Genomic DNA, 12,988 nt, shown 5'->3' with positions numbered 1-12,988 from the left:
TCCACCGGCCCGGCCGCGGCAGCCGCTCCTCCGGCCCTCACCGGCTGCGCCGGCCCCGACGCCGATCACTCGGGCATGAGCGGCGAAGGCAGCCCCACGCCCGCCCACAAGGTCATCAAGGACACCGAGCCCACGGCCGCGTTGCGGCGCCCGACGCGGCCGAGGATGCCGCGCCCTGCTGCTGTACCGCTGGGCCGGCGCCGATGTCCGCGGGCGCCGGACGTTCACCGTCCGGGTCGTCCGCACCCAGGGTGCCGGGACCGCCGTCTGCGACGCCACGTACTACGCCGACGTGAAGACGACCGCCATCCACAGCAACGGCACTGTCACGTCCGGCTCGTGGCCCTACTTCCACGTGAAGTGCCCTGCCCCGGCCACGCCCTGACCCCGGTCTCCGCCGCGGCCCGTGCGCGGGACGGGCCTCCGGTCCGTCCCCATCGCCGAACTGCTCCCCGAGAGCTACGTCTGGGCGGACCACCAACTCGACACCGAACAGCCTCTGTCGGCGGCGACGGCGCGTGGTGGAGTGCGGCCAGGCGGGTCCTGCGCGAGGCCGGTGGGCCGGAGGGCTCCTGGGCAGGGTCATAATCTCGCCATGAACATGCTTGCCGTGCGGGCGTTGTTGGCGGCCGTGCTCGTGGGAACCGGCCTGAGCGGATGTTCCCTCCTCCCCCCGTTCGAAGACTGTGGGGGGACGGAGGCCGCCGTGGCCGAGCTCGACCAGCTGCCCGCCCTGGAACTGCGCCCGAAGGGCGCCGTGTCCATCGTCGGCGAACCGTGGGCCGGGGCCCGCTGCGTGGACGACACCGGTGGCGCCTGGCTCACCGCGACGCGGTTCTACGCGTACGGCGGGACCAGGAAGGAAGTCCTGGAGTACTACCGGCGGGAGGCGGCCGCGGCAGGATGGCGCCCGGCCGGGAACCTGGACACGGCGTTCCGCGCCGGCTTCGCCGTCTTCTGCTTCGAATCCGCCGGCCGTCCGAGCATCACCCTCGACTTCGCCTCCCCCGAGCAGCTCCGCGAGTACTACGGAACGGAACCGCACCCGGCGTCCCTGCTCGGCGTGGACGCCAGAACCTGGTTCTCCTGGTCCACCGAGGCAATGCCCGACGGGTCACGCATAAGCTGCTGATCCGGTCGCCGGTCCTGTCGCGCACCTGCGACGGTGTCCGCCGGCCCGGAGACCCTGCGGAAGCCGGCCGGGGGGTGCCTGCCGAGCGCTCCGATGCCACGCACGGGCGCGGTGACCGTCCGCGGGTGCGCAGGAGCGTCCGGGGCCACGCGGCCGTTCCGGCTCGGTGACCACGCCACCCGGCGGTTTCGCTGCGGTTCAGCCGGCCGGCCGGAAGTCCTGCCGGACGAGGTCGTCCATGGCGTCCAGGGCCAGTTCCCACGGGTACGGTTCCGTGCCGCCCAGGCCCGGCGGGTGGGGGGTGAAGCCGCCTTCGCCGTACAGCACCCGGACACCCGCGTCGCGCAGGACGGCGATGCTCTGCTCGAACTGCGGGTGCCGTACGTACGCCGTATTCACGCACGGCATGACCGCCAGCGGGGTGTCCTTGCCGATGGCCTCGGCGGCCAGGCCGACGACGAACCGGTCCGTGAGCCCGAGCGCCCAGCCGTTGACCGTGTTGAACGTCGCCGGGGCGACGAGGACCGCGTCCGCCTCCGGCCACACGTCCGGATCCGCCGGCATCTTGTACCGGCTGCGGACCGGGTGCCCGGTGAGTGCGGCCAGGCCGTCGGTGCCCTCCGCCAGCCAGTGGGCCGCCGTCGGGGTCAGACCGAGACAGACGTCCCAGCCGCGTGCCTGGGCGTCCTCGATCACGCGGGCGACGTCGAAGACCGGCGGGGCGGCCGAACAGAGCAGGTACAGGGTGCGCGTCATGCGCCACAGTTGACCAGACGGCGGATGCGGCACGTCAGCGGGGGCCCTGGAGCCACGGGGCGAGCACATCCGCGCACCGGGCGTGAGACCGAGGCCGGAGGGACCGGAGCGAACGAAACCACCCCTTCGGGCCCATTTCGGTCCGGCCCCCGGGAGCCGACGGGCACGTCCGGGTAGTGCATGAGACGTGATCTCGACCCTCCGGCAGCTCCACGACCGGCTCCAGGGCTCCTATGTCGGGCTGGCCTGGAGCCGCGGCCGGGAGATGGAGCTGATGCACCGGGCGATGGGCTTCGCCGCCCTCGGATTCCTCACCCTGGTGCCCCTGCTGGTGGTCGTGGCGGCCGCGGCGCCCGGGAGCGGATCCGGGTTCGGCCGGTGGCTCGGCCAGGCCCTCGGGGTGACGGCGTACTCGCGTACCAGGATCGAGATGGTCTTCGGCGCCGCGGACCTGGCGCTGGAGCGGACCACCGCCTTCGGTCTGGCCGCCCTCGCCGTGTTCGGCCTGACCTTCGGCTCGGCCGTGCAGACCGGCTACGAGAAGGTGTGGGACCTGCCGACCGCCCGCTGGCACACCATGTGGCGGCACGTCGTCTGGCTCGCCCTGCTGGTCTGCTACATCGGGCTGCTCGTGGTGATCCCCTCGCCGTCGGACGACTTCTTCGGCCCGGTCCTCGGCACGCTCGGCGACCTCTTCGGCACCTGCCTGTTCTTCATCGGCTCGCAGCGTCTGCTGCTCGGCGGACGGGTCCGCTGGCGGGCTCTGGTCCCGGGAGCGGTGGCGGCCAGTATCGGACTGCTGGGGCTGCGGATCTTCTCGCAGCTGGTGTTCTCCCCGCTCATCGCCTCCAACGCCGTGACGTACGGCCCGTTCGGGACGCTGCTGGTCGTCCAGTCCTGGCTCGTCGGTGTGGGTTTCGTGGTCTACGGCGGCGCGCTCGTCGGCCGCCTCGTGCACGAGCACCTCACCCTGCGGCGCCTGCGGCGCAGCGGCGTCCTGCCCGGGGACGGGGCCCGGCACCACCACCTGGGACCGGACTGATCCCGCGCACCCGTACGGGAGTCAGCCGTACAGCGGCAGCGAGCGGACCGGCCGGTCCTCCTCGGCCAGGTCCAGCGCCTCGATCGCGCTCTCGTACTCGTGGGCGAGAGCCCGGTGGGTCCTCATCGCGCCCTTGGGCAGGGCGGTGGCGAATTCGCGGCTGGTGTACTGGCAGCCGCGATCCGAGTGGGAGATCACCGGACCGGCCGGGCGACGGGCGCGGCGGGCGTCCGCGACCAGCTCGGTTCGCATGTGGTCGGTGATGGACCGGCCCACGACGCGGCGGAAGGCGATGTCGATGACGATGGCCAGGTAGAGCCAGCCCTCGTCGGTGGCGATGCAGGTGATATCGCCGCACCAGCGGGTGGCCACCGCTTCCGCGTCGGGCGGGAAGGCGCGGAGGACGAGGTCGGACGGGTGGCCGCGTGCGGGTCGCTGGCGGCCGAACAGCGCCACCGCGCCCACCGCATCCGCGCCTGACCCGCAGCCCCCGCGCGGTCGCGGCCCCCGGTCAGGCGTCGCGGCGGCCCAGGGCGTGGAGGGCCTTGCTGCGGTGGGTCAGGGCCAGGTCCATCGCCCGGGTCCTGCCCTCGGCGCGGAAGTGACTGGCTGCCTGGTCGTTGACGGTCACGGCTTCCTCATACCGTCCCACGTCCACGAGGAGGCCGCCGAGGATGAGCAGGGCGGTACCCTCGCCCTGCCCGTCGGCGGCGTCCCGGCAGAGCGCCAGGTACCGCTCGAGGGCGGGGACGGCGTCCCCGTACTGCCGGAGCTCCACGGCCAGGACGCTGTAGCGGTACAGGGTCTGGCTTTCGTTGGTGCGGTCCTGTGCGGCGCGGAACAGCTCCGCGGCACGTCCGTACGAGAGGAGGGCGTCGGCGCGCCGGCCCAGCTTCTCCAGCGTCATGCCGAGGTGGAGGTGGAGTTGGTTCTCCCGCGCCCGGTCCTCCGTCCGGGGGTAGACGACCACGGCCCGCCGGTAGACGGCGACGGCCTCCTCGTCTCGGTCCAACACCCGTAGGTCGCGGGCCAGGTTGAGGAGTGCGGACCCTTCGAGGTCCGGGCGGTCCAGTTCACGGAACACGGTGGCGACGCGCCGATGGGCTACGACGGCCTCTTCGAGCCGGCCGGCGTTGGTCAGCTTCTCACCCAGGTGGTAAAGGGCCATGGCCTCGCCCTCCTGGTCGCCGGCGCCCCGGGAGACGGCCGCGGCCTGTTGCAGGACGGTCATGGCCTGCGTGTCCCGGCCCGCCGCTTCGAGGGCGCCGCCGAGCCGGCGCAGAGCCGTGGCCTCGGCGGGGGCGTCGCCGATCTCGCGGGACAGCTCCGCCGCCCGGGTGTAGGCAGGGATGGCCTTCTTCGGTTTCCCCTGATGCTCCAGGCCAGTGCCGACGACGATGAGGGCATGGGCCTCGTGGGCGCGGTCACCGGCCAGCCGGTGCAGCTCGGCGGCGTGCCGGCCCGCGTCGGCGGCCTGCTCGTACCGTCCCAGTCGGATGAGAGCGGAGCCGAGTTCGGCTGAGGCCGCCGCCTCGCCCGCCCTGTCGCCGGCGGCCCGGTGCACGGCGACGGCGCCTTCCCGGGCGGCGGCCGACTCCTCCACGCGGCCCAGTGCTCCCAGTGCTTCGCCGAGCCGGTCCAGGAGTTCCCCCTCGTGCTCGCGGTCGCCGGCCGCGCGGCAGCAGACGAGTCCCTGCTCACAGGCGGGCACGGCCTCCTCGTACCGTCCCTCGTGGACCAGGACGAGGGAGAGGCTGCGCAGGGCGGTCAGCTCGCCCCGGCGGTCGCCGGTCTCCCGGTGGACCGCGAGCTCCTGCCGGTAGGCGGCGATGGCTTCGTCGGAGCGATGGGCCTGGAAGAGGCGGATGGCGAGGTTGCGCAGCATCACGGCCTCCCGCGCCCGACTGCCGGACCGGCGGTACGCGGCCACGGCCTCTTCGCAGGCGGCGGCAGCCTCGTCGTGGCGTCCCACCCGGGCAAGTGCCTCGCTGCGGTTGGACAGCGCATTGCCCTCGCGCTCGTGGTCGCCGGTCTCCCGCAGCAGGGCGGCCGCCTTCCCGCAGGCGGTGGCCGCCTCAGCGTAACGGCCTGCCTGGCCGGCGGCGTTGCCGAGGTTGATGAGCGCGGACGCCTCACCCGTACGGTCGCCCAGGTCACGGTAGAGGGTGGCGGACCGCTGCGCGGCGTCGACGGCCGCTTCGTAGCGTCGTGCTCCGATCAGGGCCGGGATGAGACCGTCGAGCACCCAGCACTCCTTGCCGCGTTCGCCGGTTTCTCCGAAGAGCTCGGCCGAGCGCTGGTAGGTGGTGATCGCCTCGTCGAGTCGACCCGTACGGTGCAGGGCGACGGCGAGGTTGGCGAGGGAATCGGCTTCACGGTCTCGATCGCCGTCCAGACGGTAGAGGGCGGCGGCCTGCCGGACGGGCGGGATGGCTTCCTCGAACCGGCCCTCGTTGATCAGGGCGTTGCCCAGGTTGTGGAGCGGCGCGCTGCCGAAGTGGTCATGGCCGCCGCCGGCGCTCAGGGCTGCGGCCCGCCGGCTGACTTCGGCGGCTTCGGCGTACCGCTTGGCGGCTGTGAGGGCATTGCTCAGGTTGGTGAGCGCGGCGATCTCCAGAGGGCCCGGATCACCGGCCGCGTCAGCACCGGCGCTACCGCCGCCCGGACCGCCGCTCCGGAAGATGGCCGCGGCCCGTTCGCAGGCGGTGACGGCTTCGTCGGTGCGACCGTCGGCTGCCAGGGAGGTGCCGAGGTTGGTGAGCGTGGCTCCCAGCAGAGCCCGTTCACCCAGCCGGTCGAAGTGCTGAACGGCCTGTTCGAACAGGCCGATCGCCTCCTTCTGCCGCCGTACGCCGGCCAGGGCGCTGCCCGACTGGAGGAGCAGCTCGGCCGCCCGGCGCCGGTCGCCGATGTCGAGGTGGACGGCCGCGGCCCGCTCCACGGCCGTGAGGGCCTCCTCGAAACGCCCGAGCCCGATCAGCGTCTCACCGACCCTGCCCAAACGCGCCGCCTGCGTGCTGAGGTCGGCGCCGGTCGGCGGGTCGGCAAGCAGCCGGTACAATTCGGTCGCCTCGCGCGTGGCCGCCAGCGCCTCCTCCCGGACCCGGTCCGGCTCCCGGGCCAACCGGTTCTGTACGGCGGCGTGTTCGGGAAGGTCGACGGTGGGATGTGCGCGAGCCAGCCGCCGGTACAGGTCGTCGGCCTCCCTCGTCACCGCCAGGGCCCGCTCCTCGTGCCCCAGGGCGAGCAGCCGGGTCCCGAGGTCGTTCAACACCCGGGCCAGATCGAGGCTGTGGGCGGCGGGGTCGGACTCCGCGAGCCGGCGCTGGATCGCCACGGCCTCCTCGACCGGGGCCAGGGCCTCCTCGCCCCGGCCCATCTCCGCGAGGAACCCCCCGAGGCTGACCAGCGCGGCCGTCAGATCGGGCTGGTGGGCGGCGGGGTTGGCCGCCGCGAGCCGACGGTACAGGTCGCCGGCCACCTCCGTGACCTCCAGGCCCTCCTCCAGCCTGCCGACGGCGCGCAGCGCGGCCCCCAGGTTGATGAGGGAGCGCGCGAAGTGGTGCCGCTCGCCGCCGGGGTCGGCGTCGGACAGCCGCCGGTACAGCCCGGCAGCCTCCTCACTGGCGGCCAGGCCCTCCTCGGTGCGGCCGGCGTCGAGGAGCCGCAGGCCCAGGTGGGTGAGGAGCGCGGCCCGGTCGGGAGCGTACACGGGGTCGGTTTCGGACAGCCGCCGGTACAGCTCGGCGGCCTCCTCGGTGACGGCCAGGGCCTCCGCCCGCCTGCCGTGCCGCGACAGACTGCTGCCGAGGCCGGTCAGCGCGCCCGCCAGGCGGTCCTGGTGGGCGGCGGGGTCAACGGCGGTCAGGCGCCGGCCGATCGCGACGGACTCCTCGGCGGTGAACAGCGCCTCCTCCCAGCGGCCGGCGGCGGAGAGCCGCTCGCCGAGCACACCGAGGGAGTTCGCGAGGAAGGGGAGGTGCGCGGGGTCCTCGGAGGCGAGCCCCCGGTGCAGCCGTACGGCCTCCTGTGCGGGGAAGACGGCCTGCTCGCGGCGGCCCGCGTTGGCCCGGCGCCACGCCAGCGTCCCGTACAGCACGGCCCGCCGGGCGGGGTCCTCGGTGGTGGCCAGCCGGTGCGCGGTCAGCGCCTCGGCGACGGCGAGGATTCCGTTGTCCAGGTCCACGTGGCGGCCCGAGGGCAGCACGGCTTCCACGGCCTCCAGTACCGCCACCAGATCGGCGTCGAGTGGCGGCGCGGCTTCGCTGCCGGTGCCCGCGCCGCCCGCCTCACCCTCGCCGCCGGCTTCGCCCGGCGCGGCGAGGGCGGCGAGCGTCGTCAGGGCGGGGCTGCCCGCGGTGACCGCGAGGTAGGGCGAGGACCGCAGCAGCGGGTACAGCACCCGACGGCCGACGTGCGTCCAGCGGGCGGCCGCGGACGCCAGGAACGTCACGGCCCGCGGGGCCACCGCCGGCCCCAGGTCCCCGCCCATCAGGGCCGCCGGGACATCGCCCGCCCAGGGGTCCGGGTCGTACGCGGTGATGTCGTGTCCCGGGGTGAACAGCCCGAGGAAGTCCTCGGTGAGCCGGTCGGGGTACAGCGGCTCCAGGAACAGGTCGCGCTCGACGGGCGGATAGCAGAACCGGTGGTCGAGGAGGAGGTCCTGCGGATGGCCCGGCAGGTCGAGGGCGCGCAGCGCCCGGGCGCCGGTGCCGTGGCTGACCGCCCCGGTCAGGGCGGCGGTGAACACCGTCCTGGCCATGACGGCGGGCCGGGTCTTGTAGTCCAGTCCGGAGCCGCCGGCCTCGAACAGCCTCTGCCACGCCCGGTATTCACGGTCCAGAAGGTACGCCGACAGCTCGTGCGGTTCGGTCAGGGACGGCCGGCGCCCGCGCGCGTGGGCATCGACGGCGACCAGCGCCGCCATCTGCAGGGTCAGCGTCAGTCCGAAGTCGGGCCGGTCCAGAAGGGCGGGCGGTGCGACCTCGGAGGTGTCCGGCAGGTCGTAGAGGTCGCTCGCACCGTAGCAGTCGCGGGCGGCGGTGAACATCCGCAGCCGGTCCGCGTCCAAGGAGGGCAGCAGCATGTCGTCGATCTCGGCGCGCCGGTCGTGGAGTTCACCGCGCAGGGCCGCGAACCAGCGGACCGTACGGCCGATCAGGAGGACACGGGTGGGCCGCTGCCGGTGCAGGACAGGCTCGGACAGCAGCCGCTCCAGCTGGCTGTACGCCCAGCGGTCCGCGTAGTCCACGACGAGCAGGACGCCGACGCCGTCCTCGGCCGGTCGGGTGCCGGGGTCCTGGGCGGGGCCGCCGTCGCGGACCACGGCGTGCAGCACCTGCCAGCGTTCCGCGGCCGGTCGGCCGGGGTCTCGGGACCGCTCGGCGAACTCCATGGCGAGGCGGGTCTTGCCCTCCCCACCGGGAGCGTGGAGCAGCAGTACCGACAGGCGGGCATTGCGGGTGTCACGCCAGCGCCGCAGCCGCTCCAGTTCGGCCTCCCGGCCGATGAAGGGCACCACACGGCTGCGCGCGTCGAGAAGCCGGCTGGGTTGCGCCATCAGCCAGTCGGTGGCCGGGGCCGACGGCGCCGGCAGCGCCTCGATGCCGGGCCCGGGAGACCCGTGATAGTGGTTGACGGTGGCCCTTGCGCCCGGGCCCTGCGCGGCGGCCGAACCGGGGGTGAGGTACTGCTCGTAGCGTGGCTCGGTCAAGACTCTCCGCGGGGAGTCCCGGCCTGGGCCGCGCCGGGCCCGTGGTGGTGGTTGTTCACGGTCACGCTGGCCCCCGGGCCCTGAGCGCCCGCGCCGCCGCTCTGGATCACCTGGCTGTAGACCCCGTGGGTCTGCGACCCGCGCAGGGCCGCCCCGAGGGCGCGGATCTCGCCGTCGGCGCCGGGCTGCCCGGCGATCAGTTCGCGCAGCAGCCGCTCGCACTCGGCCGAGCGGTGGGCATTCGCCTCCAGTGCCGCCCCGAGCCGCGCCGCCCAGTTCTCGTGGGCCTCGCCCAGGGCCGCCGCGTCGCCGCGCTCGTACGCGGTGAGCACGGTCTCTCGCGCCTGCTCCAGCTCCGCCTCGGCCTCCGCCCCGACGGCGCCGCCTTCCCCGGCCCGCCCGCCGAGCCCGAGCAGTCGGCCGAAGCCGCGCCGGGTGTGGTCCCACGCGTCTGTCGTCATCGCGGTGACGAGCGTGGTCGCGGCGGTGGCCGCGACAGCTGCGACAGCAGGGTCCACGACGCTGTTCCCCTCCGAAGGCAGTCGAAACACTTCTCCATCCTCAGTGGCAAGTCTGCACCGCAGCAACCCGGTTGACCTGGATCACTTCAAGCCGTTCTTGTCGCCGGGCGGAGCGGAGAGCCCCCGTGGCCGCGAAGGGCCGGCTGACGGTGGCCGATCCGGAGCGGCTGCAGTTCGCGAACCGGGCTCCGGCCGGTGACCTGGCGGCGGCGGATGCGGCGAAGGCCTGCTCCGCCCTGCCCGGTGGCACGGCCACGGCGGGCAACGGCTCGGTGGTGGACGTCTTGGCGGCGTGCCGGGACGCCGGGACCGTACGACCGACGCCGGCAGCCGTGGAGCGCTGCTCCTCGACCGGTTCTGGTGCAGGCTGACGGCCTCGACCCCGGCCACGGACCTGTGGCTGGTGCCGTTCTCGGCCGCCGACCCCGTAGGTACGCCGCGGACGGTCAACCGGGCGGCCCCTGGCATCGGGCGTGCGCTCGCGGACACCGTGGCGGGGCTGCGGGCGGCCGGGATCGCGCTGGACGCCCGCTGGGCGAGCACCGGTTCGTGGTCCGGGGCGGCCGGAAACGGCCGGTCGGGGCGGTACGGATGCGCTCGGCGCCTGGAACAGGATCGAGGCGCGGTGGAACGCGGCGGCCGGTGGCTGTCCGGACGTCGCGCACGGGTCCAGCCAGATCCAGGCGGCCGGCTGGGACGGCAGTTCCTGCCCGGGGGCCCGCACGCTGCTGACGTAGAGCCAGTCCTCGGACCGGGGCTCGCTGTACCACGCGGACCAGATCCGGCTGTTCTGCGAGGAGCGCTGGGTCCGGGCGCGGCTCTGCGAGCGGGACATCCTCACCTCGCCCGGGCTGAAGGTGGTGCCGGTGCGCGAGCGGCGCTGACCGGCGCCCGCGGCCTCTTCCCGGCCCAGGCCCATGCCCCGGCCCAGGCGCAGGCCCAGCCCCCGGCCCCGGCCCCGGCCCCGGCTCGGGCACCGGCCCTCACGGGCTGACGGCCAGGAAGAGGTACGCGGCCAGCACCACGATGTGCACCCCGCCCTGCAGCAGTGTGGCGCGGCCGGGGGCGAGGGTGAGCGTGCTGACCACCACGGTCAGCGCGAGCAGCACCATGTGGACCGGGCCGAGGCCGAGCAGGAGCGGGCCGGACAGCCAGACCGAGGCCAGCGCGATCGCCGGGATGGTCAGTCCGATGCTGGCGATGGCGGATCCGTAGGCGAGGTTGAGGCTGGTCTGCACGCGGTCGCGGCGGGCGGCCCGGACGGCGGCCAGGGTCTCCGGCAGCAGGACGAGCAGGGCGATGATCACACCGACGACGGCCTGAGGCAGACCGGCCTTGGCCACCGCCGCCTCGATGGTCGGGGAGACGGCCTTGGCGTCGCCGACCACCGCGACGAGCGCGACCAGCAGCAGGCCGAGGCTGAGCCGGGCGGCGGCCGCGGTGGGCGGCGCCGCGTGGTCGTCCACCTGGTACGCGTCGGCGTCCCGGCCGGTGTCCGCGTCCCCGCTGGTGTCCACGGGCAGGAAGTAGTTGCGGTGCCGGACCGTCTGGACGGCGATGAACAGCCCGTACAGGGCGAGCGAGGCGACCGCGGCGAAGGTCAGCTGCCCCGTGGAGAACTCCGGGCCGGGCTTGCTCGTGGTGAAGGTCGGCAGGACCAGGCTGAGGGTTGCCAGGGTGGCGACGGTGGCGAGGGCCGCGCCCGAGCCCTCGGGGTTGAAGACGGCGACCCGGTTGCGGAGGGCGCCGACGAGCAGGGACACGCCGACGATCCCGTTGCAGGTGATCATGACGGCGGCGAAGACGGTGTCCCGGGCGAGCGAGGCGGACTTGTCCCCGCCGTCGGCCATCAGGGTGACGATGAGTGCCACTTCGATGACCGTGACGGCGACGGCGAGGATCAGGGATCCGAAGGGTTCGCCGACCCGGTGGGCGACGACCTCGGCATGGTGGACGGCTGCCAGGACCGCACCGGCCAGGCACAGGGCGACCAACACCACGGCGAAGCCGGGTAGCTCCCGCCCCCAGCTGAACACCAGCGCGACCAGCGCCACCACGGGGACCAGGACGGTCCAGTCGGTCAGGGGGGATCTGCGCTTCGTCGTACCCATATCTGCCAACTTGCCAGAAGTGTCCCTCCGGCGCGTCGCACGGCACGCTCCCCCGGACCTGGCGTGGCGTTTCTCATGGATCTCCCGGCGTGGCCGCCCCCGGCCCCGGTCTGCCTCCGGGGCCCGCGCTCACATGGCGCGTTCGTGGCCCTCCCAGTACGGATCCCGCAGCCGCCGCTTGTAGAGCTTGCCGTTCGGGTCGCGAGGCATCGTCTCGATGAAGTCGACGGTCCTGGGCCGCTTGTACCCGGCGAGCCGGCGCTCACAGTGGTGCAGGATCTCCGCGGCCAGGGCGTCGCCGGCTGCGAAGCCCTCGGCCGGTTCGATGACCGCCTTGACCTCCTCGCCCCAGTCAGCGTGCGGGATGCCGAAGGCAGCGGCGTCCGCGACGGCCGGGTGGGTGAGCAGGGCGGACTCGATCTCGGCCGGGTAGATGTTGACCCCGCCGGAGATGATCATGTCGATCTTGCGGTCGCGGAGGAAGAGGTAGCCGTCCTCGTCCATCAGGCCGAGGTCGCCGACGGTGAAGAAGTCGCCGATGCGGTTCTTCCTCGTCTTGCCCTCGTCCTTGTGGTAGCTGAAGCCGCCGGTGTTCATCTTCATGTAGACCGTGCCCAGTTCGCCCGGGGGCAGCCGTTTGCCGTCGTCGTCGAAGACGGCCAGCTCGCTGATCGGCCAGGCCTTGCCCACCGTGCCCGGCTTCTTCAGCCAGTCCTCGGCCGTCGCGAAGGCGCCCCCGCCCTCGCTCGCCGCGTAGTACTCCTCCACGCAGCCGCCCCACCAGTCGATCATCGCCCGTTTGACGTGGTCGGGGCAGGGCGCGGCGCCGTGGATGGCGTGCCGCATCGAGGAGACGTCGTAGGCCTCCTTCGTCTCCTGCGGGAGGGCGAGGAGCCGGTGGAACTGGGTGGGCACCATGTGGGTGTGGGTGCAGGCGTGGGCGTCGATGAGGCGCAGCATCTCCTGCGGGGTCCACTTGTCCATGAGGACGAGCGGGTGGCCTATGTGCAGGGCGGCGCCCGCGAACTGGAGGACGGCCGTGTGGTAGAGCGGCGAGCAGACCAGGTGGACGTTGCCGTCGAAGGGGCGGATCCCGAAGATGCCGAGGAAGCCGCCGAGGTACGTCTCCTCCGGGAGCTTGCCGGGCAGGGGGCGGCGGATGCCGCGCGGGCGGCCGGTGGTGCCGGAGGTGTAGTTCATGACCCAGCCGAGGGTGCGGTCCGCCGGGGGTGTGGCGGGCCGGCCGTCGAGGAGTTCGCCGTACGGGCGGAAGCCGGGGACCGTTCCGACGGCGTAGCGGTGGCTTCCGGGCAGGGCCGCCTCGTCGGCCGCGGCGGTGGCGGCCTCGGCGAAGCGCTCGTGGGCGATGAGGACCTTGGCGCCGGAGTCGGAGACGATCCAGGCGATCTCGGGGCCCACCAGGTGGTGGTTGACGGGCACGAGGTAGAGGCCGGCCTGGGAGGCGGCGAGGTAGGCGGTGAGGAACTCGACGCCGTTGGGGAGGACGACGGCGAAGACGTCGCCCCTCTCCAGCCCGGCGGCGCGCAGCCCGTGGACGAGCCGGTTGACGTCGGCGTGCAGCCGGCCGGCGCTCCACTCCTCGCCGTCCGGGGCGGTCAGGACGGTGCGGCCGGGATCGGCGGCGGCCTGGGCCCAGAAGCCGTTGGGCGGCTGCCGGTCGGCGGCGGGGGCGGTGGACGTGCTGGCGGTCAT

The 12,988-nt window shown here is 73.8% G+C and carries 7 protein-coding genes and 2 pseudogenes; 3 read left to right on the top strand and 6 right to left on the bottom strand.

Annotated elements, in window-relative coordinates; genetic code table 11:
- Window positions 1-595: 595 nt before the first annotated feature.
- Window positions 596-1,132, top strand: coding sequence for a hypothetical protein (locus AAT21_RS37650; RefSeq protein ID WP_157879739.1), 537 nt, complete (start codon window positions 596-598; stop codon window positions 1,130-1,132).
- Between the two features lie 198 nt (window positions 1,133-1,330).
- On the opposite strand, the gene AAT21_RS19800 is transcribed toward AAT21_RS37650, so the two are convergent.
- Window positions 1,331-1,888, bottom strand: coding sequence for a flavoprotein (locus AAT21_RS19800; RefSeq protein WP_046778117.1), 558 nt, complete (start codon window positions 1,886-1,888; stop codon window positions 1,331-1,333).
- Between the two features lie 187 nt (window positions 1,889-2,075).
- On the opposite strand from AAT21_RS19800, the gene AAT21_RS19795 reads away from it, so the two are divergent.
- Window positions 2,076-2,930, top strand: a complete 855-nt coding sequence (locus tag AAT21_RS19795) for a YhjD/YihY/BrkB family envelope integrity protein (protein ID WP_046778116.1) — start codon at window positions 2,076-2,078, stop codon at window positions 2,928-2,930.
- 27 nt (window positions 2,931-2,957) lie between these two features.
- Here AAT21_RS19795 and AAT21_RS40050 read toward each other — a convergent pair.
- The 3 genes and pseudogenes from AAT21_RS40050 to AAT21_RS19780 all read right to left on the bottom strand — a co-directional run.
- Window positions 2,958-3,302, bottom strand: a pseudogene (locus AAT21_RS40050) (DDE-type integrase/transposase/recombinase); the annotation flags it as partial.
- Window positions 3,303-3,441: 139 nt separating this feature from the next.
- Window positions 3,442-8,643 (bottom strand): tetratricopeptide repeat protein, encoded by a 5,202-nt coding sequence (locus tag AAT21_RS34555; RefSeq protein ID WP_052757885.1) that lies wholly within the window; start codon window positions 8,641-8,643, stop codon window positions 3,442-3,444.
- A complete protein-coding gene (locus AAT21_RS19780) occupies window positions 8,640-9,161 on the bottom strand; it encodes a hypothetical protein (protein WP_046778115.1) in 522 nt (173 codons plus the stop codon). Before AAT21_RS19780 ends, AAT21_RS34555 begins: the two co-directional genes overlap by 4 nt.
- Window positions 9,162-9,292: 131 nt before the next feature.
- On the opposite strand from AAT21_RS19780, the pseudogene AAT21_RS39155 reads away from it, so the two are divergent.
- Window positions 9,293-10,048, top strand: a pseudogene (locus AAT21_RS39155) (penicillin acylase family protein); the annotation flags it as partial.
- 99 nt (window positions 10,049-10,147) lie between these two features.
- Here the strand turns inward: AAT21_RS39155 and AAT21_RS19770 are convergent.
- Both AAT21_RS19770 and AAT21_RS19765 read right to left on the bottom strand, forming a co-directional pair.
- A complete protein-coding gene (locus AAT21_RS19770) occupies window positions 10,148-11,275 on the bottom strand; it encodes a calcium:cation antiporter (RefSeq protein ID WP_046778113.1) in 1,128 nt (375 codons plus the stop codon).
- Between the two features lie 129 nt (window positions 11,276-11,404).
- The gene (locus AAT21_RS19765; RefSeq protein WP_046778525.1) at window positions 11,405-12,988 is read right to left on the bottom strand and encodes an acyl-CoA synthetase; all 1,584 of its coding nucleotides are present in this window, start codon (window positions 12,986-12,988) and stop codon (window positions 11,405-11,407) included.

Origin of the sequence: Streptomyces yangpuensis (assembly GCF_001005295.1) — a bacterium.
GTDB lineage: Bacteria > Actinomycetota > Actinomycetes > Streptomycetales > Streptomycetaceae > Streptomyces > Streptomyces yangpuensis.
Note: the sequence above shows the minus strand (reverse complement) of the source record. Positions and strands in the feature narration are given on the sequence as shown.

What these genes read in the sequence shown, in the direction of transcription:
- AAT21_RS37650 (WP_157879739.1), top strand. Translation starts at nt 596, where the DNA reads ATGAACATGCTTGCCGTGCGGGCGTTGTTGGCGGCCGTGCTCGTGGGA.
- AAT21_RS19800 (WP_046778117.1), bottom strand. Translation starts at nt 1,888, where the DNA reads ATGACGCGCACCCTGTACCTGCTCTGTTCGGCCGCCCCGCCGGTCTTC.
- AAT21_RS19770 (WP_046778113.1), bottom strand. Translation starts at nt 11,275, where the DNA reads ATGGGTACGACGAAGCGCAGATCCCCCCTGACCGACTGGACCGTCCTG.
- AAT21_RS19765 (WP_046778525.1), bottom strand. Translation starts at nt 12,988, where the DNA reads ATGACCGCCAGCACGTCCACCGCCCCCGCCGCCGACCGGCAGCCGCCC.